Genomic DNA, 24,078 nt, shown 5'->3' on the forward strand with positions numbered 1-24,078 from the left:
CCGTCGCGCTTTTTTTTGCGTTGCAAAGCGCGTTAAGCGGTGAAATAGTAGGTTCTATATCAATGTAACAAGCGAGGTTGATGTGAGAGCGCTAGTTATTACCATGCTCTTTTGGGTATTGGTCGGCTGTACTAGCACGGATTGGCGTACTGCCAGTCGTGAAAGTGCAGGCATTGCCCAGCCGGTAAGTGAGCCTGGGGCGGTGATTGAGTTTTATGCCGCTGATGCATTCAGCTGGCGTGGTTGGTTTGCCGTGCATACTTGGCTTGCAATAAAAGAGCAGGGGGCACAGCAGTATACAGTGTATGAAGTGGTTGGCTGGGGCGTGGACCAAGGTCGACCGGCTTTGCGCAGCTATAAAACATCCACACCTGATCGTTACTGGTACGGTGCTAAACCGGATAAATTTCATATGGTCAGCGGCGCCAAAGCAGCGGAGCTTATTCCCAAAATCCAAGCGGCTGCGCAGCAGTATCCATGGGTAAACGAATACACGCTCTTTCCAGGGCCGAACAGCAATACCTTTCCCGCATGGATAGGCAGGCAAGTTCCCGAGCTTGAACTGGCGATGCCTTTTAGTGCTATTGGCAGTGGTTATGGCGATTAGCTTACGTCGTTTTGCCCGAGGCGATGAGCACGCGTTAGTGTCTTTGCTCAATAATGCCCAGGTACAACGTTTCTTATCGCCCAAAATCCCTTATCCTTACACTGAGGCGGATGCCAGTTGGTGGGTTCGAGAGGGCGCTCAAAGCGAGCACATCTATGCCATAGAGCACGATAATGAGTTGATTGGCTGTATCAGTGCCACAGTGGGGCAGTTCGAGTACGCTAAATCAGCTGAGGTAGGTTATTGGCTGGGTCAGCCTTATTGGCACCAAGGCTTTGCGAGTGAAGCGCTGCAACAGCTATTAAGCAAGCTCGCTCATGGAACTGATTTACTGCGCCTGCATGCAGTCGTATTTGCAGGGAATAAAGGTTCTCAGGCGCTGTTAACGCGCTGTGGCTTTGTCCTCGAAGGACGACTAAGGCAAGCGATAGTGAAGCAGGGCCAGCGTTTTGATGGCCTTATTTATGGGCTATTACTTGACGACATACGCTGAACAAACCGGCCTTTAGCGACAGCTCAAAAGCCAAGATCATCATTTAACCCACACAAACCACGTATTTAATGCAGTTCTTACTTGCATTGTGGCAAAAAATTCGTACAATTCCCGAGCTTCCCTGTATGGGGAAGTTTCACTTATTAATGAAAACAGTCAATCTATTTAGAGGACGGTATGGTAACTATTCGTTTGCAACGTGGTGGCGCTAAGAAGCGTCCTTTCTATCAAATTGTGGTTGCGGATAGCCGTTTCTCGCGTGACGGTCGTTTCATCGAGAAAGTAGGTTTCTTTAACCCTATTGCTGCTGGTCAGGAAGAAAAACTTCGTCTAGACCTTGCCCGTGTTGATCACTGGGTAGGCCAAGGCGCGTCTCTTTCAGATCGCGTAGCAAAGCTAGTTAAAGACGCTCGTAAAGCGGCTTAATAGGCGTAAGTGTAACCATGAGTCAACAAGAGCAAGCCTCAACAATCGTCGTTGGCAAACTCGGAGCCCCGTATGGGATCAAGGGTTGGCTTAAGGTGCATTCATTTACTGATGATCCCCAAGGGATCTTCGATTTCAGCCCATGGTTGATAGGGCAACAAGGTAAATGGCAAACCTTTGAAGTGAGTGACTGGCGTCGCCACAACAAAGGCTTTATCGCCAAGTTTGCGCAAATTAATGACCGTGACCAAGCAATGGCTATGACCAATGCGGAAATCTCGGTTGAAGTGGCGCAATTACCAGAGCTTCCCGAAGGGGAGTTTTATTGGCGAGATCTCATCGGCATGGCCGTGGTAACCACAAAAGGTTATGACTTAGGTCAAGTTGATGACTTGATGGAGACAGGCTCGAATGATGTGCTGGTTGTGAAAGCAAACAGTAAAGATGCATTCGGCAAAGGCGAGCGTTTAATCCCATTTTTGACCGATTCGGTCATTATCAATGTGGACCATGACGAGCGTCAGATTACTGTGGACTGGGACCCAGGCTTTTAATGGCACAAACACCGTTTTGGATGGGGGTAATAAGCCTCTTTCCAGAGATGTTTTCGGCAATTACTGAGCAGGGCGTAACAGGCCGCGCAGTGAAACGTGGTTTAATCGACTTTCACTGCTGGAACCCGCGCGATTATGCAACGGATAAGCATCGTACCGTGGACGACCGCCCTTATGGTGGAGGTCCAGGCATGTTGATGATGGTTGAACCATTGAAGCAGGCCATACTCGATGCGAAAGCTGCGGCAGGCGAAGGTGCTAAGGTAATTTACATGTCCCCACAAGGGCGAAAACTAGATCAGCAAGGCGCACAAGAGCTTGCTCAGTGCGATAAACTGATTTTAGTAGCTGGTCGTTATGAAGGTATAGATGAACGGCTCATCGAATCCTATATCGATGAAGAATGGTCGATTGGGGATTTTATCCTCAGCGGCGGTGAACTACCGGCCATGACATTAATTGACGCTGTTGCGCGATTAGTGCCAGGGGTGTTAGGTCATAACCAATCGGCTGAGCAAGATTCATTTTCGGATGGCTTGCTCGATTGTCCGCACTATACCCGGCCAGAGATATTGGATGGCAAAGCGGTTCCACCGATTCTACTCAGTGGTAACCACCAAGCAATCGCAAAATGGCGGCAAAAGCAGTCATTAGGGAGAACTTGGCAAAGACGTCCAGACTTGTTGCAAAACCTAGCTCTGACTGAGGAGCAAGCACGGTTACTTGCTGAATATCAGCAAGAAAACTCATAGCTTGTGGCTAGAAGACAGTTACACCTAGGAAAGTGAGAAATAAAATGGCAAAAGTAAACCAAAATATTATTAAAGAGCTTGAAGCTGAACAGCTTAAGCAAGACGTACCAAGCTTCGGCGCTGGTGACACAGTTGTTGTACAGGTACGTGTAAAAGAGGGTAACAAAGAGCGTCTACAGGCCTTTGAAGGTGTTGTAATCGCTAAGCGTAACCGTGGCCTACACTCTGCATTCACCGTGCGTAAAATTTCAAGCGGTGAAGGCGTTGAGCGTGTATTCCAAACGCACAGCCCACTTGTAGATAGCATCACAGTTAAGCGTCGCGGTGCAGTACGTCGCGCGAAACTTTACTACTTGCGTGAGCGTTCTGGTAAGTCTGCACGTATTAAAGAAAAACTTAATTAATACGCGCGTTTTACTAAGACGTGATAAAGCGGGCCAGCTAGTAATAGCTGGCCCGCTTTGGTTTGTACAGACAGCGCCTAATGCTCCCTCTCACTGCAGGTGACTCCTCGCATATTATTCAACACCTTGTTACCTCTTGCCCCTTTTCCAGACTTACTAATATTGCTACTATTGATGTATTAATTAGTTTACCACGTGTAATTTTAAGTTTACATTATGACCCCAAAGCAGCAGCTAGCCCAACTTCGCCATCAAATCGATGCCTGTGATACCGAACTCGTTCGCCTCCTTGCCAAGCGTAACCAAATCACCGAGCAGGTAGGCAAAATAAAGCAACAAAGAGGCGCTCCTTTGCATGCCCCCGAACGCGAGGCGGCGTTGATCGCGGCGCGGCGTAAAGAGGCTGAAGAAGCGGCGGTTAACCCTGACTTGGTCGAAGATATTTTGCGGCGCATGATGCGGGAGGCCTATCAAAACCAACAAAGTGAGTTGGCTTGTGTTTGTAAGTCGCTCAATCCGGTGGCGATTGTCGGTGGCCGTGGAGCGATGGGGCAACTATTTGCTAAGCAGCTTACCCGTAGTGGTGTTGAGGTGCGTATTATTGACCGCCAAGAACAGCAAAGTGGCGAAGCTGCAAAGTTACTCAAAGGCGCTAAATGTGTGCTTATTAGTGTACCTATCAACGCCGTGGAGGAGATTGTCGCCAACCTTCCTGCTTTGGACGACGATGCCTTGCTAGTTGATATTACGTCTGTGAAAGAAAAGCCCTTAGCGGCGCTGACCAACAAACACAGCGGTCCGGTATTGGGCTTGCACCCGATGTTTGGACCAGATATTAGCCATTGGGTTAAACAAACGGTGGTGGTGTGTAAAGACGTAGAGAGTGAAGCGGGTGAGGCGTTGTTGGCTCAGCTTAAAGTGTGGGGGTGTCAACTTGTCACTATGAGCGCACGTAAACACGACGAAGCCATGCAAATAATCCAGGTTATGCGTCACTTAACCACCTTCGTATATGGCCAGTTTCTAGCTAAACAAGAACATAGCTTAGCAGAGATTCGCGATTGCTCGTCCCCTATCTATCAGCTGGAATTAATGATGGTGGGCCGTTTGTTTGCACAAAGCCCGGAGCTGTATAGCGACATCATGCTTGCGCAGTTTGAGCGCGTAGAGCCGCTCTTGGAGGCGTATAAAAATACCTATGAACATACTTTAAGCATGCTGCGTGATAAAGACAAAGAGGCGTTAATGACTGCATTCTCTGATGCAAAAGTGTTCTTTAGTGATGCCAGCGATCAGTTCTTAAGCCAAAGCCGAGCTTTGTTAAATAAAGCCAATGATGCCAAGGTGTTAGGTTAGTATTTGCTTTATCAAAGATGTGTTCCGTGTGTAGAAAGGCATTGATGGCGCCTTTCTACACAGAGAGGATTACATTTTTGGCGTAACCGCTTTAAGCGACTCACTTTGGTAGCAGCCTAAAACGCGAATAAACTCAGTGAAGGGTTTAAGCTCTTCTAAGGCTTGATTAACATTAGGGTCGTCGATGTTCGCTTCTAAGTCGACATAAAACACTTCTTCCCAAGGGTTGCCTGGCACCGGGCGAGATTCTAGTTTCACTAAGTTAATCTCACGCTGTTTGAAAATCATCAGAGCATCAGCTAAGGCGCCCACTTGCTGCGAGGTTGACATAATTAGCGACGTTTTTGTGGGGATTTGCATTGATACCTGAAGCGGTTTGCGGGCAACCACAATGAAGCGGCTGTGGTTTTCACTTTGATTAGCAATCGCCGTTTGCAGCACCTCTAACCCTAAATGCTTGCCGGCCTGCGCCGAGCCAATTGCCGCGCTGTGCTCACACTCAAGCGCTGCCTTCATTGCACTGGTGGTGGAGTCGCAATGCTCGAGCTGAATCTGATCTAACCCTTGAATAAACCGGCTGCACTGAGCGAATGGCTGAGGGTGACCAAAGAGCTTATTGATATCGGCCAGCTCAGTCCCTGGTTTGGCTAATACACAGTGCTCAACGCTGTGGGTTACTTCACCGACAATCGACACTTGGGCATGTTGTAAGAGATCAAACACCTCATTAATACTGCCAGAGCTGGTATTTTCAATAGGCAGTACGCCAAAGTCTGCTTGGCCTTTTTCCACTGCGCCGGTGATTTCATCAAATTGTGAACAACCAAGTTCCACGAGCTTGCCTGGGCGGCGGCTGAAATACTTATGTACGGCCAGTTGCGAGTACGAGCCTTGCCCTCCTAAGTAAGTGACTCGGTTGGTCGTCCCTAAGGCTTCGGGGTTGAGGTTTTGTTGCAACATGGCCTGTTGGTGCAACACCGAGTCCTCTAAAATACGCTGGAACACATTGTTGATATAATAAGCGTCTAACCCTAAGGATTTGCCATAACTTATCAAGTTCTCCAGCAGTGCCTGTTCCCGGGCTTCATCACGTATGGGTTTATTGTTGTTAATTTTATACTCCACAACGGAGTGTGCGATACGGCGGCGTTTAGCCAGCAAAATCAAAAGCTCGGAGTCTATTTCGTTAATATCCCGGCGCAATGCATGCAGCGTTTCGTTAGTCATTATTAGGTTTCCTCATTCCCAAAACGAAAAAAGCCTCCCGGTGGGGAGGCTTTAGCATAAGGTGAATCTCACGTACTCGCTATCGGCCTCCCTAACAAGGGCGGAAGATAAAAAAGCGAAAAAATACGAAAGAGATACTGTTCATATTTTCAATCTACTGGTTCCACTCTATGCAAGTCAACAGCTAAATCGGGCTAATTTGATATTTCTCAATTTAATGTCTTAGCGCCGGTAAACTAGGTGAGTAGAAAACGTTATTGTGTTACAAATACTATGCGAACTAGCAACGCGGTGTTATAGCTCATACCTTTGTATGGGCTGCAATACCGTGCAATCAATTATTCCACGAAAAAGGTTTATATAAGTGCCTGAGGCCTGTTATATTTGCTAGCTGGCTAAAAGTACATTAATCCAGAGACTTAAAAAGGATAGGCAGTGGTCTACAGGCGTCCGCCATCTCGGTTTGGCATTCATTCCCTCAGCATCAAGCTCTCGGCATTGATCTCTGCTATTTGTTTGATTGCCGGTATTTTTGCGGCGGTGCTGATGCTCAAGTCAGAGCAAAAGCAGTTGATGTTTGAAGAGCATGAACAGTTAAACCAATATAGTGCACGTTTTATCGGTCAGTTTGGCCGTTTTATTGATACCAAAACCAACATTGCTGAGCAGGCCAACGAGGTCGTTAAACGCGCTTTATTCACTCACACCAACACCAACGCTTCCTTTAAGTCACCTCAATTTATAATTACCGATGAACTAACGCTGCGCAGCATGTCTGATGATGGCCTTTCTGCTGCCATCATCCCGAAAAAGAACTATTCACCTGCCTACGAGCGACTGTTTGCAAAATCAGAGCAGCTTTGGCAGGTCATCTCACCCACGTTGATTCAAGACTATTTTAATTTCTATTTGCTGACCGAGGATGACTTTGTTCGAGTGGCGCCGCCGAACTGGGCATTGGATGTGCCAGCGGATTATCGCGCCGTGAACTCATTGAATTTCGATCGCGTTAATGAGCAAAATAACCCCACCCGTCAGGCAGTGTGGACGCCGGTTTACTACGACCCTATCTGGGGCAAATGGATTGTCAGTATTGTCACGCCCATTTATAAGCAGGATCAGCACGTTGCGCTAACAGGTGCGGATTTAGAACTGGATAAATTACTCGAATACTTACCAATAGATGACCCACATCAGCAAATGTTTGTTGTTGATGCACAGGGACAGCTATTGGCTCACCCGCGCTTAGACAATGCCACCTACCAACGCTATGGCCGCCAAGGTAAACCGCTACGCATGTCTGACTTTATAAACCCTAAACTGGTTGAATTAGTCAGTGGGGCGCTGCGCTTAAAACTGCCAACGGTGACAGAGCAATTCAGTTACGAGGGAGAGAATTACCTCACCACGATTCGCAAAGTTGAAGGGCTGGATTGGTACGTAGGCATTTACCGTAAGCAATCCAGTGCTTTAGAAGCGCTTGAGGCATTGCAAATAAAGTTCTTAGGGCTGTTTATTCTCTACGCCATTCTCGTTGCTCTGCTATTACACCAAGCTTTGTATCAGCTCGTGCTCCGGCGTATTTATTTGCTCGTGAATGCGGTATCCAGCTTTGGCAAAGGCAAAATGGACACCGATTTCCCGCCAGAGAGTAAAGATGAGATAGGCGTTCTCAATGGCTCATTTAAAGACATGAGTGTCGAGCTGAGTAACACCATAACCGGGCTTAATCAGCGTATTAAAGAAAAAGAAGTGGCCGAGCAGGCTGCCAACCGGCTCTCTAAAGCGGTCGCTTACTCTGGTACTGGGGTGTTGATCACCAACTATCAACTGCAAATTGAATATGTGAACCCGAAAATGCTGGAGATGACCGGGTACAGCGAAGAGCACTTTATTGAGGCCAAATTACTCAGTGTTATTGCCCGGGAAATGGCGATTCTCAACGAAGACATTGAGTTTGACTTACGCTCACGTAATTATTGGCGTGGTGACACCATGCTGCAGCACATTGATGGTCGAGCTATATGGGTATCGCTCAGTATTTCTCCCATCCGTGATGAGGAAGGGGATGTCGATAGCTACGTCGTTTCTGCGCAAGACATTTCCTTTGTAAAAGAGAGTCAGCGCAAAATGGAGCAGCTGGCTTATTTTGATACCCTTACAGGTTTGGCCAACCGTACTTTCTTCCGCATGCAGCTACGTAAGTCGATGGCGCTCGCGGATAGAGGGCATTATGCTTTTGCCTTGTTTTACTTCGACCTTGATGAATTTAAACGCATTAATGACACCTTGGGTCATGATGTCGGTGACCAATTGCTGGTAGAAGTAGCTAGGCGCCTCAAAAACCGCCTTCGTACCGAAGACACCATTGCCCGTTTAGGCGGTGATGAATTTGCGGTATTACTCAGTGGTATTGAAAGTCATGAGCGTGCAAAAGAAGTCGCTAACACCATTCAGCGCACTCTTAATCAGCCTATTCAGCTTGGCAATAACGAGGTGATTGTGAGTGCCAGTATTGGTATTACCATGGCGCCCGATGACAGTAGCGAAGAGGATCAACTGCTTAAGCACGCTGATTTGGCAATGTACGAGGCTAAGGCGAAAGGCAAAAATACCTATCATTTCTACTCCAAAGAGCTCAATGCCGCTGCAAACGAGCGCTTATACATAGAAAATGAGCTACGCCAAGGGATCCGTGATAGTCAATTTCATCTTCATTATCAACCACAGGTTGATAGCCGTGATGGCCGTATCCTTGGTTTTGAGGCATTGGTGCGCTGGACTCACCCTGTGCAAGGTCCCATTTCACCATTTAAGTTTATTCCCATCGCTGAAGCCACAGGACTCATTGTTGAGCTTGGCGAGTGGGTGATGCGCGAGGCGTGCGCATTCTCGGCGCGTCGAGCTAAAGCCGGGCTTGAAGCCAATGTATCAGTGAACTTATCTGCGCGGCAGTTCCAAGACGCCAACCTCATTGCCACTATGAGTAAAACCTTGCGTGAATCTGGCATTACCCCTGACAAGCTCCACCTTGAGCTCACTGAATCTATGTTAATGGGAGACGTCGATACCGCTATTTCGCAGTTGCTTGAAATGAAGCGTTTGGGCGTGTCTATTTCCATTGATGACTTTGGCACCGGCTACTCGTCGCTAAGCTATTTAAAACGTTTCCCGGTTGATGTGCTGAAAGTGGATCGCTCTTTTGTGCAAGATATCCCGGAAGACTCTAATGACATGGAGATCACCGCAGCTATTATTGCTATGGCACAAAAATTAAACCTCAATGTTGTTGCCGAAGGGGTTGAAACGAAAGAACAAATGGAGTTTTTGAAAGCCAATAACTGTTTTATTGTGCAGGGCTATTACTTTAGTCGTCCACTGGAAGAGGGAGCGGTCAATGCGTTGCCTGAACACCTCGAAGTGGAAGCCCCATGAGTTCAGTGCATATAGATACAGACAAAGCAAAACTGCAGTTTGACGTGATTCACGGGTTTATAAGCCGCACTTACTGGGCTAAAGGTATTCCTGCTGCGGTGATGCGTCGTGCCATCGATAACTCCTTGTGCTTTGGCGCCTATAACCAACGGGGCGAGCAAGTAGCCTTTGCCCGCGTGACCACGGATTACGCCACATTCGCTTATCTGGCTGATGTGTTTGTGTTGCAGCATTATCAAGGGCAGGGGATAGGCAAAGCGCTTATTGCTGAGGTGGTCGCCCACCCTGAGCTACAAGGGTTGCGGCGTTTTATGCTCGCCACCTTCGAGGCGCACGATTTATATCGTCAGTTTGGCTTTAACGCCATTGATGATCCAAGCATTTTGATGCAGCGTCATAATGCCGATATATACCAAGCCTAAAGAAGCGGGCTGACATCCACGGGCAAGTCAATAAGAATTAATAACGCCCCTTTACCGCCATATTCTAGTGGCGCTTGGTGCATGGCAATCACATCAGGATGTTGCACCAGATATTGCGGCACTTTGTGCTTTAACACCCGCTCGCCAATACCATGCACTACACACGCACAGGCCACATGCTGTTTTTTGCAGGCGCTGATCAGCGCTGCTAATTCCTGTTTGACCGTTTCTTTGTTGAGGCCGTGCAAGTCGAGGATCAGTTCCGGGTTGTAATCGCCACGACGCAATTGCTTTGCCAGATAGCGGTCTTCTCCTGCTTTGACATAGCTGATGGTGCTGTGTGTGTCTATGTCGGGAATATACTCGTCTGAAAAGTAGAATTCGGTATTACTTTGGCGCTCCACTTGTTGGCGCTGAGCGATCGGCTTTTTCTGTTGCCCAGTCAAACGCACGGTGTCATTTTTGACCCGCTTGGTGGCGCCAATGCTTTGGCGAAATAAATCGATGTCCTGTTGCGACAATGGCTGTGCGTCAGGTGCTGTTGGTTGCTGTTTTTTCATGGTCGAGAGTTTAGCCAAAAAAAGCATAAAAACCTAGCGTTAAACACGCTACAATGGCGCTATTAAGGGATAACGAGCGTTTACAAACATGAGCGACATTTTGCTAACCGACGCCCAGCGCGAAGATGCTGAGCACACCTTAGAAACTATCAATGATTGGCTGCGTTGGGCCACAAGTCAGTTTAGTGGTCATGGCTTATTCTTTGGCCATGGTACTGATAATGCTTGGGATGAAGCAGTAGCTCTGGTATTACCAGCACTGCATTTACCTATGGATGCGCCGAACACGCTTCTTAGTAGCCGTTTAACCACAGCTGAAAAGCTGCATTTGAGTGTGCTGATTGCAAAACGTATTAATGAGCGCACACCCGTGGCATATCTAACCAATCAAGCATATTTCGCTGGCATGCCATTTTATGTAGATGAGCGGGTATTAGTGCCGCGCTCACCGTTTGCAGAGCTCATCTCGCAGCAGTTTTCACCTTGGGTGCAAGAGCCCGAAAATGTAATGCGTATACTCGATATGTGTACTGGCTCAGGCTGTATCGCCATAGCCTTAGCGCAGGCATTTGAAAATGCGCTGGTGGATGCTGTGGACATCTCCCCTGATGCACTGGCCGTGGCAGATATCAATATCCAGGATTACCAGCTGCAGGATAGAGTATTACCGATTTTATCCGATGTATTTAGCGGCGTAGGCCAAGAAAAGTACGACTTGATTATTGCCAACCCGCCTTATGTTGATGCTGAGGATATGGGCGATTTACCTCAAGAGTTTCACCATGAACCGGAGTTAGGGCTGGCTTCGGGTGAAGATGGCTTGGATGTGACCCGCCAGTTGCTTGCCAATGCAGCGCAGCATCTAACAGATAACGGTTTATTATTTGTTGAGGTGGGCAACTCTATGGTACACATGGAAGCGCTATACCCCGAGGTGCCCTTCACATGGCTTGAGTTTGAGCAGGGTGGTTTAGGGGTGTTTATGATTTCAAAAGCTGATTTAGATGCCCACTTTGGCAGCTAGGTTGGCGACTAGGTAACGCCATTTTTGGAATGAGGAAAGAACATGGCAGGTAACAGTATAGGGCAGCTATTTAAGCTCTCTACCTTTGGCGAAAGCCACGGGCCAGCGCTAGGGGGGGTGGTCGATGGCTGCCCACCTGGGTTGGAGCTTAATGAGGCTGACTTACAACACGACTTAGACCGGCGCAAACCGGGGCAAAGCCGCTACACTACGGCGCGCCGAGAGGCGGATGAGGTGAAAATTCTCTCCGGGGTGTTTGAAGGCAGAACTACCGGCACCAGTATTGGCCTGGTGATTGAAAACACCGATCAGCGCTCCAAAGATTACAGCAAAATTAAAGATGTGTTTCGCCCAGGCCATGGTGATTACAGCTATTGGCATAAATATGGTGTGCGTGATTACCGTGGTGGGGGGCGCTCTTCAGCCAGAGAAACCGCTATTCGCGTCGCTGCGGGGGCAATAGCGAAAAAGTACCTGAAGCAATTTCACGGTATCGAGGTGCAAGGGTGCTTATCGCAACTAGGGCCTATTAAAGCGCAGCAGTGTGATTGGAATGAAGTGCATAACAATGCTTTTTTCTTCCCTGATGCCAGTCAAATTGATGCCCTTGATGAGTATATGCGAGATTTAAAAAAGCAGGGCGACTCCATCGGCGCAAAGGTCACGGTCGTGGCTAAAAGTGTGCCGGTAGGTTTGGGCGAGCCTGTGTTTGACCGTCTTGATGCAGAACTGGCGCACTCATTGATGAGCATCAACGCGGTTAAAGGGGTGGAGATTGGTGATGGCTTTGCCGTGGTCGAGCAAAAAGGCTCTCAAGGTCGCGATGAGCTCACTCCACAAGGCTTTACCTCCAATCATGCGGGCGGTGTGTTAGCGGGCATCTCTACTGGTCAAGATATCGTTGCCAGCATCGCCCTTAAGCCCACGTCAAGCATTACCGTGGTGGGGCAGAGTATTAACACTCGTAATGAGGCGGTAGAAATGATCACTAAAGGCCGTCATGACCCTTGCGTAGGTATTCGTGCGGTGCCTATTGCCGAGGCGATGATGGCCATTACCTTGATGGACCACCTATTGCGTCAACGGGCGCAAAACCCCCATGTGGCCCATGAGTTTGGGCCTATCCCAGGGCAAAAATAAATAAAGTGACGCAGCCAACAGGGCTGCGTTTTTACTTTGCCTCGCAAAATCCGTACAATCCTGCGGTGTTTTTGTTTTCAATTTTGTTATGCACCACGTTGATGAATTAATCGCGCTATTTGAGCGCACGTTTTATGCGGATTACACCACCCGCTTGGTGCGCGGTGAGGACGAGCCCATTTACTTGCCTGCAGACGAAAATTGCGGCTATCACCGTATTGTCTTTGCCCATGGGTTTTTCGCCAGTGCTCTGCATGAGATAGCTCATTGGCTTGTTGCCGGTGCTGAGCGCAGAACCCGTGAAGACTACGGTTACTGGTACTGCCCTGATGGTCGCAGTAAAGAGCAACAACAGGCATTTGAGCAGGTGGAAGTGCATCCACAAGCAATTGAATGGGCGTTGTCTCTGGCGGCGGGCTTTCCCTTTAACGTGTCAGCGGATAATCTTGGTGGCGAGCAAACCTGCCGATTTCGCTTTCAGCAACGAGTGTACGACAAGCTAGTCAGGCTTATTGAGCAGGGCTTTAATGCTCGCACCGAACGCCTATTACAAGCCTTGAGTCAGCATTATCAGCAACCTTACCCACTGACGCCAGAGCGGGTGCAGTGGCAGGGTATACAGGAGCAACACGATGCGCTTTAAACTAGGTTTAATTGTTAACCCCTTGGCCGGGCTAGGGGGCTCAGTTGCGCTCAAAGGCAGTGACGGTGCGCAAACGGCAGCTAAAGCCATCGCCCTTGGCGCCGAGCCGAAAGCGAACCTACGTACCCGTGCGGCCCTCGAGCAGCTCCTCGCTTATCGCGAGCAACTGTGTATTTACACTGTCAATGACTCCATGGGCGAACAAGTCGCCAAAGAGCTCGGCTTTGACGTTGAAGTGGTGTATCACAGTGAGCGCTCAACCACGGCTCAAGACACTGAGCTGGCGGCAAAAGCGCTGCAGGCTATAGGTGTGGATTTATTATTGTTTGCCGGAGGCGATGGCACCGCCAGAAATATCTGTCATGCCATTGATGATGCGCTGCCGGCGCTGGGCATTCCTGCAGGCTGTAAAATTCACTCAGGCGTGTATGCCATTACCCCAAAAGCGGCGGGTAGGGTGGTTGAAATGCTGGTTAAAGGTGAGCTGGTGACCCTCAGCGAAAGTGATGTTATGGACATTGATGAGCAGGCTTTTCGCCAAGGTGCAGTGCGCGCCAAGCGCTACGGCGAGCTGCGCGTTCCCAGCGAGTTACGCTATGTGCAAGCAGTGAAAAATGCCGGCGGTAAAGAAGTTGATGAGTTAGTACTTGCTGACATCGCAGCCTTTGTGGTCAGTGAGATGGATGAACAATACCAGTATATTATGGGCTCCGGTTCTACGGTTGCAGCAGTTATGGAAGAGATGGGCCTAGAGAACACCTTGCTAGGGGTGGATTTAGTTCAAGATCAAGCGTTGATAGGGCAGGACATGACCGCGCAGCAGTTGCTCAGTGCTGTCGAGCAGGCGCCAACCAAACTGGTTATTACCCTCATTGGTGGCCAAGGACATTTATTCGGCAGAGGTAACCAGCAACTGAGCCCAGCGCTTATTCGCGCTATAGGAAAAGACAATATCATCGTTGTTGCTACGAAAAGCAAACTGCAAGCGCTGCAAGGGCGGCCATTGGTTTGCGATACCGGCGACAGCGAACTAGACGACGAATTATCCGGTTATATACAAATAACCACAGGCTTTAATGACCATGTGCTCTATGCCGTGGGCCACTTTGAGGAGTAGTAATGCCTTACACACAGTATGTCGATGCGGCACAGCAGTTTTTTGATGATTTGGTTGATAATGCCGATGACGACCAGCTCTTCGCGGGCGGTTATCTGCGCGGCCACTTTGATTTGGCTGTCGGTTATGCGCAGGTAGAGAACTTGCCGTTAACCCCAGATGAGCTCAACCAACAGGTGGAAGAAAGCTTGGTGAAGGCCTATCAAAATGGTGAGCTGGATGACACCGACCGAGATCATGTGGTGGTGATTTGGGAGCAAGTTAAGGCGCTTGCCAACTAGCCCCATTGCGTTACACGAATACCTAAAAACACCAGCTAGCTGGTGTTTTTGTCTATATAGCCTTTATGGGCATTTTGCAGTAGTCTGCACAGTGGAAATTGCGTGGCGGATGTTCACGCACTCGCTTTAGCTAAGGAGTGATAATGAATAATAATAACGGTGGCCAGCAAGGAGCTGCACCAACTGGCGCTATCGCGCGCTTTTTAAATACTATTGAGCATGTGGGGAACAAGTTGCCCGATCCGGCAATGATTTTCTTGTTCTCTATGTTACTGATCTGGGTGCTTTCTTGGGTATTCTCAGGCGTTACCTTTGATGTCATTGACCCGCGCACTAATGCGCCTATTGTGGTTAATAACCTCCTCACCGGCGATGCTTTGGCTGGCTTTCTCGCCTCGATGGTGAAGACCTTCACCGGCTTTGCGCCACTGGGTGTGGTGCTGGTGGCGATGCTCGGTGTTGGCGTTGCTGAGCACAGTGGCTATATCAATACCGGCATTAAGCTGATGCTTAAACGCACTCCGCAAGCCTTACTTACACCGATGATTATTTTGGTCGGTATTGTGTCGCATACCGCGACAGACGCCGGCTATGTATTAGTGATCCCACTTGCCGGGGTTATTTTCTACGCCATGGGGCGTCACCCATTGGCGGGTATCGCAGCGGCATTTGCCGGTGTGAGCGGTGGCTTTAGTGCTAACTTTATTCCCTCAGGTATCGACCCGCTATTACAAAGCTTTACCCAAAGTGCGGCGCAGATCATTAACCCAACAATGGAAATCAACCCGCTTAACAATTACTACTTTACCTCAATGTCGAGTATCTTCATTGTCTTGGTGGGGTGGTATATCACCGACAAGATTATTGAGCCACGGTTAAAGAACTCTCCGGTTGATGGTAACACCGATGAATTGCCGGCTTTTGAAACGGCGACCTCGAAAGAAAAGAAAGCCTTCTTTATTGCCACTACAGTGATGCTCGCTGGCTTGGCGCTGTTAGCGTATGTAGCTAGTTTAGGTGACTCACCACTGCGCGCCGAAAATGGCAAGCTGGCTGATTTTAGCGCACCAATCATGCAATCCATCGTACCGCTCATTTTCTTATTGTTCTGGATCCCAGGGGCGGTGTATGGCTTTGTTGCCGGTACTTTCCAATCCTCAAAAGACATGGTGATGGCGATGACCAAAGCCATGGAAGGGATGGCGTATTATGTGGTGATGGCGTTCTTCTGTGCACTATTTATTGCCGCATTCGCACAGTCTAATCTGGGTGCATTACTGGCGATTGAGGGCGCAGCAGTGTTGAAAGCCTTGTCCTTGCCAAGTGGCGTGACTATTGTCGGTATTATCTTTTTAACTGGCTTTGTAAACTTGTTTGTCGGCTCAAGCTCGGCGAAATGGGCACTACTTGGGCCTATCTTTGTACCAATGTTAATGCAGCTTAATATCTCTCCTGATTTAACTCAGGCTGCTTATCGTGTTGGTGATTCAAGCTCAAACATTATTACGCCATTGATGCCTTACTTCCCGCTGGTGGTGGTGTATTGCCAAAAGTATGTGAAAAATACCGGTATAGGTACGCTGATAGCGATGATGTTGCCTTACTCTATCGCCTTTTTGATTGGCTGGAGCATCTTCTTGCTAGCCTATTGGGGCTTAGATATTCCATTGGGTATTCAATCTTCGTATACCTATGGTTAAGGGTTGAGCCCAGCAAAAAGGCCGCGATATTCGCGGCCTTTTTTGTGTGAGTGGCTTAGTTAAAACGCCACGTTAAGTTGGTGTATACGTAACGTCCACGGGGGTTATGGATAGACGATACATAACCGTAAAGGTCAGAATCACCATCGCCAATGGCAAATGGCGGCTCGTCGTCAAAGAGGTTATTCACACCCACAGATACGCGTACTGCATCATTGATGTGATAAGCACCTTGAATATCGACGAGGGTTTGCGAGGCAACATCACGAGAAGTCTCGGTGTCGAAATCCAGGTTACCATCGAAGTCGATATCCGGCGTGTCCTCGAATGAACCGATATAGCTGATATTCATATTGACGTTGAAGTCGTTGAACTCCCAGTTCGTGCTAAACAAGCCACGGTGTTTGGGATACTCGTACTCGCCAATATATTCACGGTCATCTTTGTTGAACTCATGCATGTAAGACCATTCAAGGTTGAACTTCAATAGTCCCATGTCGGCAAGGTCCATGCTGTAGTTGGTTGATAAATCAACCCCTGACGCTTCTTGTGACGAGACGTTCTCAAAGGTGCTATTGACGGTTTGAATAACGCCCAGCGCCTCGCCATTGGCCGGTGGCAAGCGTACACACACGGTGCTGTTTTGATCGTTACAGTGCGTGTTGTAAATCATACCGAAGTCTTGCTCGTCGATTTTGTTATCCTGTTCAATGCTCCACACATCAACAGAGATACCTAAATCGGTGGTGGGTGCCCAAATAGCACCAACGTTCCAAGACTCAGACTCTTCAGCTTCTAAGTCTGGGTTACCAGCAAACTCGATATTGTAATCAAGTAGATCGCAATCTTGTCCGGTGGCTTGACAGCGATAGGTATCGACGAAGAATTGGCTTTCTTCTGATGGGCCTAGGCCGATCTGCGCTAAAGACGGCGCGCGGAAGCCTTGTGCCCATGAACCACGCAGGGAAAACTCATCACTAGGCGCCCATTTCAAGGCAACCTTAGGGTTAGTGGTGGAGCCAAAGTCACTGTAGTCATCGTGACGACCGGCTAATTGCAACTCTAAGTCATCGCGCAGAGGAATGGAGAATTCCACATAAGCCGCCCACTGGTCGCGCTCTGCAGCGGCAGAGACGGACTCAGTACCAAAGATAAGACCGCGCTGGAACTGATCGTCAGGCACATCGCTGACATCTTCTTCACGGTACTCAAGGCCTGCAGCCATCATCACCATGGCATCGTTAAATTCGAACGCTTCACCACTGATACTGGCATCAAAAGAGGTCATATGCGACTCACCACGGCGCACTAAGCTGGTGGTAATGCGGTCAATCACCGCCGGATCGTTTTGGACACCGCCGAAGGGATTATAGTTACCGGCATCAATCTCCTGCTGTAGGAAGTCAACACGGACCCAACCCATAGAGCGATCGCCCGTTTGCTCTGACTTTGAGCGGCCTTTTTGCGCTGCCACTTCCCAGTCCCAGTCGTTGATCACACCGCGCAAGCCAGCTACAAAGCGCAGTGTATCAGACTCGATATCCCAACGACGAGGACCCGCATCAACAGTACGATAACGACCAATTTCAATGTCTTGTCCGAACGGGTTGTTAGGGTGGGAGCCCGGAACGGTAAGGCCTGCGTCTTCATCAAGTGGTGTTGGTGCACCACCGGCTTCAGAGGTGTTGTGCTGCGCTGCAATTTCTAAAAACGCAGTGATATCGTTATCGAAGTTGTAATCAAACTGAGCAATGGCGCCTACGCGCTCTGCAGGAGGCGTGATAAAACCGTACGGACCATAGTCGAACAAACAGCTGCCACTGGCGGTGGCACTCTCAGGTGGACAGTTCGGGTCGATAGTCTTTTCACCATTGACGTAAAAGTAGCCCGGGAACCCACGTGATGAACGAAAATCCATGCCACCATAAGGCGCTTGGTTTGCGGTACCCAGCTTACCCATTTCCGCTGACTCTAAACCGGTATTCTTGAAATAGTCCAGAATCACCGACGCACTGCCTTTATCACTGGTTGTGCCCCACACTAAGCTCGCAGTGGTTTCATCATAATCGGGGCCGGTTGTTTCTCCGTAGCCAAGGTTGATTTCAATCCCTTCAATGTCTTTTTTCAAGATTACGTTCACTACCCCAGCAACAGCGTCTGAGCCATAAATGGCCGAGGCGCCGTCCTTAAGGATATCGATACGTTCAATGGCTGATACTGGAATCGAGTTGATATCGACAAAAGAATTGGTGATGCTCTCGGCGAAGGCGCTGATGGCAACTCGGCGGCCATTAATAAGCACCAAAGTGGCATCCGGTCCCAGCCCCCGTAAGCTAACAGCGGCGCCGCCGTTTGCGGTTGAGTCTTGGTTGTTGCCGCGAGTAGAGAAGGTGCCGTTACCGGCTACAGGCATACGTTCTAGCAATTGTTGCAAGTTGTCGTAGCCCATATTGGCAATGTCTTCTTTACCAATGCTTTGTACTGGCGACGGCCCTTCCATATCGGTGCGCTTGATACGCGAGCCAGTGACTTCTATTCGTTCTACACCTTCACCACCGGTTTCGTTAGCGCTGGCAACAGAGGGGAGGGATAACGCAGCAGAGCCTAAAGCGAGGCTTAGGGCAGTGCGCACAGTGCACGGAGTAAACTTTCTCATCCTGAAATCCTTGTTGTTATGTTTCCTAAAGGGAAACTTTTAGTTGTCTTAAATACATTTGCTAGAGACACCTAAGCCTAACGGCGTGGGCAAACGGCTGCATACTCAGTCAATGCGTGAGGAGTCGCCAAGAGAATCCTTTTAGCTTCCCGATTTACGGGGATGGAGTATGTCTACACGTCGTTGATTAACAATCAGTTAGGGTGACTGTCGTGAATCAAGCAAACAACATAGGATTAACATTCTTTACAAGAATTTGGCAATGACCTATTAGGGGTAATTTGTAATAAAATTTGTTATTGACCAGTGATTTAGCTGAATGCCAGCTGAAAGTGATAAGTAAGGTGTTGAATTTAAGAGGGATTTCTAGAGTAATAAAAAAGCGAGCTAGAGCTCGCTTTTATCTGACTTTATGTTTCATTGTGCGCTCTTTTTCTCGAGCCCAATCTTTATCTTTGGTATCAGCACGTTTATCGTGCATTTTCTTACCTTTGGCGAGGTGGAACTCCAGTTTCACCCAGCATTTTTTCCAATACATAGCGGTGGCAACAAGCGAGTACCCTTCGCGTTCGGTTGCGCCAATAAGACGGTCAATTTCACGCTTATTCAATAGCAGCTTGCGATAGCGCATCGGATCACACACTGTGTGTGTCGAAGCACTATTAAGGGGCTGAATCTGACTCCCCAATAAAAACGCTTCACCGTTTTTAATATGAATATACGTTTCCGAGATATTGACCTTACCGGCACGGATACTCTTTACTTCCCAGCCTTGTAGTTCAACGCCAGCTTCGAATTTATCGTGTAAAAAATACTCATGGCGCGCTTTTTTATTTAGCGCGATGGTATTTGAGGTCGATTTTGCGGTTTTTTTCTTTGCCATAACGTCGCCATTATACTGATTGTCTGTGTATTTACATCATTTTTTTGCTTAGCGCTCAATGAATAAAGGGAGTTTTCTGGTTTTGCACAGGGTACTTGGGGCGCTCAAGAAAGCTTGCTAGAATTGCGGCTATTGTGAGGAGAGGTTATGCCCCAGATAGAAAAGTCAGCGCTGGTCATGTACAGCAGCCAAGAAATGTTCGACTTAGTGAATGATGTCGACGCGTACCCGCAGTTTTTGCCCCATTGTAGCGACTCGAAAGTCTTTGCTCAGGGAGACAATACCATGCGTGCCGGTCTGGAGATTTCCAAGGCCGGTTTAAAAAAGTGGTTTACCACAGAAAACAAGCTCGATGAGCAAGCATATACCATTGCCTTACAGCTGGTGGATGGCCCTTTTAAGCACTTACATGGTCATTGGCATTTTAAGCCTCTTGATGAGCATGCTTGCAAGGTCAGCCTGAAATTAGAGTTTGAGTTCGCGAGCAAGCTAGTGGAAATGGCCTTTGGCCGTATTTTCAATGATGTAGCTAAAAATATGGTAAAAGCGTTTACCCAACGGGCCAAGGTCGTTTATGGGGAGCGGGCATGATTGAAGTCGAAGTCGTGTTTGCACTGCCGGACAAAGCCACCATCTTACGGGTGGAGATCCCTAAGGGCAGTACCGCAGAAGAAGCCGTGTTGAAGTCAGGCATCGTTGACAAGTGCCCTGAGATTGACATGGCGAACTTAACCTTAGGGGTGTGGAACCGCACCTGCAAGCTTGATACTGAGCTCAAACAAGGTGACCGGGTAGAAATCTATCGCCCACTTATTGCTGACCCCAAAGAGGCTCGCCGTCGTCGTGCGGAGAAAGCCAAAGAAGAGGGGCGCGCCAATAAAGTGACCGGTGGTAAAGTCAAAGAATAGCGCGCAAAGCGCTGATAGCGGACTTTCTTGCGCCGTGGTGGTTATGCTCGGAGCACCGAATGACCGCTTCGGGAAACTGAGTGACATTGCTCGAGCTCGGGGAGAGTATACGGCTAAACTCTATCATCGTTTAAATAGCCAAGGTCAGACGCATGTGCTGTGCACCGGTGGCTTTGGGGAGCACTTTAATCAATCACCCTGGGCTCATAGTGCGCTTCAACAGCAGCATTTAATAACCCAGGGCGTCGAGCGCAAGGCACTGCTTGCGCCAACGATGAGCCGCTTTACCTTTGAGGATGCATTGCTTAGTCAGCCAGTGTTGGCAAGCCATGCAAAGGCTCGCTTACACATCGTTACTTCTGGTTTTCATCTAGCACGAGTCGCGAGCATTTTTGACGCTTTATATAGCCAGTACAGACGAACTTACCATGGTTGCAAAACGCCTGTGAGTGCGAGCCAATATCAGGCATTGCTGGTTCATGAACGAAAGGTTATGGCTCGGGAGCTGCGTAACATTGCCGCTTGGCGAGCAGGGAATTAAAAAACGCGGCATGAAAGCCGCGTTTTTACAACGTAAGAGTCCAAGTTGTCAGCCTATTACGTATCACCTATGAGCGTTTATTGCTCCAAAGGAGTGTTAAATTGTTCTGGTTGCTCGTAGTCGTCAGAGATAACTCGGGCGAGTTTTTGGTCTTCAAATTCAAGCGTAAGCTGCTTGCGTTGTTCGTTTTTACGGCCCAAGTTAAATACATATAGATAGTGCCAAGTGTCGTCGTCGAACGCATCTTCGGCAACTGGTTTACCCAACACGAACAACACTTGCTCGCGGGTCATATTAACGCGAAGCTGATCCACGTCAGATTGCTCTAAAAAGTTCCCTTGGGGAATGTTAATGCGGTAGACCCAACTAGAGCATGCGCTTAGAATACTGCATGACAAAACTACGGCTACGGCCAGCGAATACGGTTTTAACCACTGCATGTTCGTTTATCAGTCCTTATTAATTATTGTTAGCATGATACCTATTGTGCACTGAAGGTAAAGCGTCAAATGCTACATCAGACCGCCGCGAAGGCAAATAGTTTTATAGAAAGTGAAAGTCATCAGTGGTGGTGGTTATATATCGTACAGACACGTCATAACCATTGGTACACAGGCGTGAGTAACGACGTTGTAAAACGCTTTGCGGCTCATCAGCAGGGTAAAGGGGCTAAGAATTTACGTGGCAAAGGACCGTTATCACTCATTTTTGCGACTCCAGTTGGCTCACGCAGTGACGCCTGTAAGCTAGAATGGCAAGTAAAAAAAATGCGTCGCGCAATGAAAGCCCATTTTATCGCCACTACCGATAATTATGCGGCGGCTATTATGGATGCGCTACAGCCTGACACTGCCTAGTGAGTAGAGCGCGACTAAACTGCGCTAGCATAGGCAGTGTAGCTTGATAACGCGCTTTGTTGATATGCTCGAAGGTATCTTCAGGGCTGTGGTAATGCTTATCTTCTGCTGCGGTTATAAATATTGCCGCAATCCCTCGGCGCAAAAAGGCATAGTGATCACTGGCCCGGCGCCAATCGGTGATGTTTTTCCCCAAGCGACGATTAATGCTTCTTCCCGAGCGCACTACACTGAGTTTTACTGGGCTGTTGATTAAGCTTTGCTTTGCCGCTGCACACATTTTATGTGGCGCGTATACGAACAATCTGCTGCGAGCGTTGGTTAAATTCAGCATGTCGAGGTTTAAGTTTGTATACAGGCGCTGCGCAGGCTGAGTTTCGACAAAATGCTTGGCCCCATGCAGGCCTTGCTCTTCGCCATCAAAGGCGACAAAAATAATTTGCTCTTTCATGGCTTGCAGTTGCTGCGCTAAGTACAGCAGGGCAGCGACTCCAGAGGCATTATCGTTGGCTCCTGGATAATAGCGCTGACCATGGCGGCCGAGATGATCATAATGAGCACTGATCACTAAACAGCGGGTTTGGCATTCGCTGGTAAAGATGTTAATGCCTTGAGTGTTGGCAAAAAAAACACTTGTAAAAGAGAAACCAGCGCGTTCAGTGCGATAACCTAGCTCGGTCAGACGCTGAACAATATACTGTTGAGCGAGCTTACTCGGCGCTGAGCCTGTTTTTCGTCCCGCCAATGCCGGGCTAGATAAATAGGCGATATCATCTTGCCAGTTTGTCGCTGAAGCGCCAGAGCTCAGCGACAACATCAAAATAAGCCATCCGTATTTGCTCATCGATTACTGGCAACTAAATTCAGCGCTGCCAGCTTACCGCGATAGCGTTCTTTATCATACTTAAACTGCGCGCGCTGATGTGCCATTGTGAGGTGCTTGCGTGCGGCCTTGATATCGCCCATAAGGTAATAGGTACGCGCCAGTCCAAAGTAGCTCTCATGCATGCGCCCGTCTAACTCACGGGCCTTGCGGAAATGCGCTAAAGCTTGGCTATATTGTTTCTTCACAATGTCTTCATTGCCAAGGGCCACTTGGTAATAAGGGTTAGTTTTGCGTTTATTTGCCAACGCGGTTTCAATTTCTTGAGCCTGTTGCTGACGCCCAGTAAGTTGATACAAGATGGCTAAATTACCCGCTGCTGTATTATTGTTCGCATCGGCTAATAAGGCATAGTCATACGCTTGTTCGGCGCGCTGATAATCCTCGATCACTCGAAATAAGATACCGAGATTACCCCACCCGCCAGAGTAGCTTGGGTCCATCTGTGTAGCTGCCAGGAAATAACTGAACGCCTCGTTACGCTTGTTATTCACCAACGCCGCCGCCCCTTTATTGTTATAAAACATTGCTGCTACACGCTCTTTGCTGATGGTTGTGGTTTTGAAGTTGTCACCGGAGATATCTGGCGCAAAGTCAACCAGCATAGCGCCTTGGTTGTCATAAAGGTTAATGACATCGCTGCGGCGCACTTTTGGCATGCGTAATTTTAAGTTGATATGGCCGGTGAGCAGGTTGTAGCCTTTGTCGAGGGCCCAATACTCGGGGATATGGACGCGTTGAAATTCACCTTCTAAGTCTAAATGCTCGGCCATACTGAAGGCCAAAATAGACAAGGATAAGCAATTAGCGTTGAGCTGGTTATAGGTTTGCTGAGCAGTCAGCGTAGCACCACTTTGATAACGCAAACTCTTATCGCCATTATTGAGTAAGAACATAATTAAGCGCTTGGTTGCACTTAAATCACCAAAACGCGAAGCGAAGGCTTGATTGAGTTGTGCTTTCATATCGCTGTTGAGGTTGAAAATATCGTCCATGCTTTCAACAGGCAAGGCTTGAAGCTCGGGGTGGTAGGTCAAATTCACCGGCGGCGGTGGCAGGTGTGATTGCTCAGTACTGCTACAGCCTGCCAACAACAATATAAAGGCCAGCAAAGATAAGCACCGCATTGTTACCTCCTACCGAAAACCTCGGTCTACAATCAACAACATATTGATCAATTATAGACCGAGAGGCAAGCATTAGGGCGCT

At 48.5% G+C, this 24,078-nt stretch carries 26 protein-coding genes; 19 read left to right on the forward strand and 7 right to left on the reverse strand.

Annotated elements, in window-relative coordinates:
* Window positions 1–82 precede the first annotated feature (82 nt).
* The 7 genes from FIU82_RS04675 to tyrA all read left to right on the forward strand — a co-directional run bounded on the left by FIU82_RS04675 (window position 83) and on the right by tyrA (window position 4,592).
* Window positions 83–607 (forward strand): DUF3750 domain-containing protein, encoded by a 525-nt coding sequence (locus FIU82_RS04675; RefSeq protein ID WP_249313073.1) that lies wholly within the window; start codon window positions 83–85, stop codon window positions 605–607.
* Entirely contained in the window at window positions 597–1,100 is a 504-nt protein-coding gene (locus tag FIU82_RS04680) for a GNAT family N-acetyltransferase (protein WP_138588750.1), read from the forward strand. The genes FIU82_RS04675 and FIU82_RS04680 overlap by 11 nt, the downstream gene beginning before the upstream one ends.
* 177 nt (window positions 1,101–1,277) lie before the next feature.
* Window positions 1,278–1,526: a 30S ribosomal protein S16 gene (gene rpsP, locus FIU82_RS04685; protein ID WP_045978188.1), complete on the forward strand. Its 249-nt coding sequence runs from the start codon at window positions 1,278–1,280 to the stop codon at window positions 1,524–1,526.
* Window positions 1,527–1,543: 17 nt separating this feature from the next.
* The gene (gene rimM / locus FIU82_RS04690; RefSeq protein WP_022945754.1) at window positions 1,544–2,080 is read left to right on the forward strand and encodes a ribosome maturation factor RimM; all 537 of its coding nucleotides are present in this window, start codon (window positions 1,544–1,546) and stop codon (window positions 2,078–2,080) included.
* On the forward strand, window positions 2,080–2,832 hold the full coding sequence (trmD, locus tag FIU82_RS04695; RefSeq protein WP_138547817.1) for a tRNA (guanosine(37)-N1)-methyltransferase TrmD: 753 nt from the start codon (window positions 2,080–2,082) through the stop codon (window positions 2,830–2,832). The genes rimM and trmD overlap by 1 nt, the downstream gene beginning before the upstream one ends.
* Window positions 2,833–2,876: 44 nt before the next feature.
* Window positions 2,877–3,236, forward strand: a complete 360-nt coding sequence (rplS, locus tag FIU82_RS04700; RefSeq protein ID WP_022945752.1) for a 50S ribosomal protein L19 — start codon at window positions 2,877–2,879, stop codon at window positions 3,234–3,236.
* A 216-nt stretch (window positions 3,237–3,452) separates the two neighbouring features.
* A complete protein-coding gene (gene tyrA, locus FIU82_RS04705) occupies window positions 3,453–4,592 on the forward strand; it encodes a bifunctional chorismate mutase/prephenate dehydrogenase (RefSeq protein WP_152440463.1) in 1,140 nt (379 codons plus the stop codon).
* 69 nt (window positions 4,593–4,661) lie between these two features.
* On the opposite strand, the gene FIU82_RS04710 is transcribed toward tyrA, so the two are convergent.
* A complete protein-coding gene (locus FIU82_RS04710; protein ID WP_152440464.1) occupies window positions 4,662–5,819 on the reverse strand; it encodes a chorismate mutase in 1,158 nt (385 codons plus the stop codon).
* Window positions 5,820–6,254: 435 nt separating this feature from the next.
* Between FIU82_RS04710 and FIU82_RS04715 the strand changes: the two genes are divergently transcribed.
* Together FIU82_RS04715 and FIU82_RS04720 are read left to right on the forward strand one after the other, a co-directional pair.
* On the forward strand, window positions 6,255–9,254 hold the full coding sequence (locus tag FIU82_RS04715) for an EAL domain-containing protein (protein WP_152440465.1): 3,000 nt from the start codon (window positions 6,255–6,257) through the stop codon (window positions 9,252–9,254).
* Complete coding sequence (locus tag FIU82_RS04720; protein WP_152440466.1) at window positions 9,251–9,676, forward strand: GNAT family N-acetyltransferase; 426 nt, start codon at window positions 9,251–9,253, stop codon at window positions 9,674–9,676. Before FIU82_RS04715 ends, FIU82_RS04720 begins: the two co-directional genes overlap by 4 nt.
* Here FIU82_RS04720 and smrB read toward each other — a convergent pair.
* Entirely contained in the window at window positions 9,673–10,236 is a 564-nt protein-coding gene (smrB, locus tag FIU82_RS04725; protein WP_026111224.1) for an endonuclease SmrB, read from the reverse strand. The genes FIU82_RS04720 and smrB overlap by 4 nt on opposite strands.
* Before the next feature lie 88 nt (window positions 10,237–10,324).
* On the opposite strand from smrB, the gene prmB reads away from it, so the two are divergent.
* The 6 genes from prmB (at window position 10,325) to FIU82_RS04755 (ending at window position 16,141) form a co-directional block, all read left to right on the forward strand.
* Window positions 10,325–11,260, forward strand: coding sequence for a 50S ribosomal protein L3 N(5)-glutamine methyltransferase (gene prmB, locus FIU82_RS04730; RefSeq protein WP_022945747.1), 936 nt, complete (start codon window positions 10,325–10,327; stop codon window positions 11,258–11,260).
* A gap of 42 nt (window positions 11,261–11,302) precedes the next feature.
* Window positions 11,303–12,400: a chorismate synthase gene (gene aroC, locus FIU82_RS04735; RefSeq protein WP_152440467.1), complete on the forward strand. Its 1,098-nt coding sequence runs from the start codon at window positions 11,303–11,305 to the stop codon at window positions 12,398–12,400.
* Window positions 12,401–12,488: 88 nt separating this feature from the next.
* Window positions 12,489–13,043: an elongation factor P hydroxylase gene (locus FIU82_RS04740; protein ID WP_152440468.1), complete on the forward strand. Its 555-nt coding sequence runs from the start codon at window positions 12,489–12,491 to the stop codon at window positions 13,041–13,043.
* Window positions 13,033–14,160, forward strand: a complete 1,128-nt coding sequence (locus tag FIU82_RS04745) for an ATP-NAD kinase family protein (RefSeq protein ID WP_045978181.1) — start codon at window positions 13,033–13,035, stop codon at window positions 14,158–14,160. The genes FIU82_RS04740 and FIU82_RS04745 overlap by 11 nt, the downstream gene beginning before the upstream one ends.
* A gap of 2 nt (window positions 14,161–14,162) precedes the next feature.
* Window positions 14,163–14,441: a YfcL family protein gene (locus FIU82_RS04750; protein ID WP_022945743.1), complete on the forward strand. Its 279-nt coding sequence runs from the start codon at window positions 14,163–14,165 to the stop codon at window positions 14,439–14,441.
* A gap of 143 nt (window positions 14,442–14,584) precedes the next feature.
* Window positions 14,585–16,141, forward strand: a complete 1,557-nt coding sequence (locus tag FIU82_RS04755; protein WP_138508802.1) for an AbgT family transporter — start codon at window positions 14,585–14,587, stop codon at window positions 16,139–16,141.
* A 55-nt stretch (window positions 16,142–16,196) separates the two neighbouring features.
* Here the strand turns inward: FIU82_RS04755 and FIU82_RS04760 are convergent, their stop codons facing one another.
* Complete coding sequence (locus FIU82_RS04760; RefSeq protein ID WP_138547826.1) at window positions 16,197–18,797, reverse strand: TonB-dependent receptor; 2,601 nt, start codon at window positions 18,795–18,797, stop codon at window positions 16,197–16,199.
* 400 nt (window positions 18,798–19,197) lie between these two features.
* Window positions 19,198–19,680: an SsrA-binding protein SmpB gene (smpB, locus tag FIU82_RS04765; protein WP_022945740.1), complete on the reverse strand. Its 483-nt coding sequence runs from the start codon at window positions 19,678–19,680 to the stop codon at window positions 19,198–19,200.
* 147 nt (window positions 19,681–19,827) lie between these two features.
* Between smpB and FIU82_RS04770 the strand changes: the two genes are divergently transcribed.
* From FIU82_RS04770 to FIU82_RS04780, 3 genes are read left to right on the forward strand one after another with little or no spacing between them, the layout of a single operon-like run.
* Complete coding sequence (locus FIU82_RS04770) at window positions 19,828–20,271, forward strand: type II toxin-antitoxin system RatA family toxin (protein WP_022945739.1); 444 nt, start codon at window positions 19,828–19,830, stop codon at window positions 20,269–20,271.
* Entirely contained in the window at window positions 20,268–20,588 is a 321-nt protein-coding gene (locus FIU82_RS04775) for an RnfH family protein (protein WP_152440469.1), read from the forward strand. The genes FIU82_RS04770 and FIU82_RS04775 overlap by 4 nt, the downstream gene beginning before the upstream one ends.
* The gene (locus tag FIU82_RS04780; protein ID WP_152440470.1) at window positions 20,569–21,129 is read left to right on the forward strand and encodes a YdcF family protein; all 561 of its coding nucleotides are present in this window, start codon (window positions 20,569–20,571) and stop codon (window positions 21,127–21,129) included. Before FIU82_RS04775 ends, FIU82_RS04780 begins: the two co-directional genes overlap by 20 nt.
* A 77-nt stretch (window positions 21,130–21,206) precedes the next feature.
* On the opposite strand, the gene FIU82_RS04785 is transcribed toward FIU82_RS04780, so the two are convergent.
* Window positions 21,207–21,569 (reverse strand): outer membrane protein assembly factor BamE, encoded by a 363-nt coding sequence (locus FIU82_RS04785; protein WP_022945736.1) that lies wholly within the window; start codon window positions 21,567–21,569, stop codon window positions 21,207–21,209.
* 69 nt (window positions 21,570–21,638) lie between these two features.
* Here FIU82_RS04785 and FIU82_RS04790 point away from each other — a divergent pair, with 69 nt between their 5' ends.
* Window positions 21,639–21,986 (forward strand): GIY-YIG nuclease family protein, encoded by a 348-nt coding sequence (locus tag FIU82_RS04790; protein ID WP_152440471.1) that lies wholly within the window; start codon window positions 21,639–21,641, stop codon window positions 21,984–21,986.
* Here the strand turns inward: FIU82_RS04790 and FIU82_RS04795 are convergent.
* Together FIU82_RS04795 and FIU82_RS04800 are read right to left on the reverse strand one after the other, a co-directional pair.
* Window positions 21,955–22,830, reverse strand: coding sequence for a M28 family peptidase (locus FIU82_RS04795; protein ID WP_152440472.1), 876 nt, complete (start codon window positions 22,828–22,830; stop codon window positions 21,955–21,957). The genes FIU82_RS04790 and FIU82_RS04795 overlap by 32 nt on opposite strands.
* Window positions 22,827–23,996 carry a tetratricopeptide repeat protein gene (locus FIU82_RS04800; protein ID WP_152440473.1) on the reverse strand — a complete coding sequence of 390 codons (1,170 nt, stop codon included), beginning with the start codon at window positions 23,994–23,996 and terminating at the stop codon, window positions 22,827–22,829. Before FIU82_RS04800 ends, FIU82_RS04795 begins: the two co-directional genes overlap by 4 nt.
* Window positions 23,997–24,078: the final 82 nt, after the last annotated feature.

Origin of the sequence: Pseudoalteromonas sp. THAF3, assembly GCF_009363775.1 — a bacterium.
Taxonomy (GTDB): domain Bacteria; phylum Pseudomonadota; class Gammaproteobacteria; order Enterobacterales; family Alteromonadaceae; genus Pseudoalteromonas; species Pseudoalteromonas ruthenica.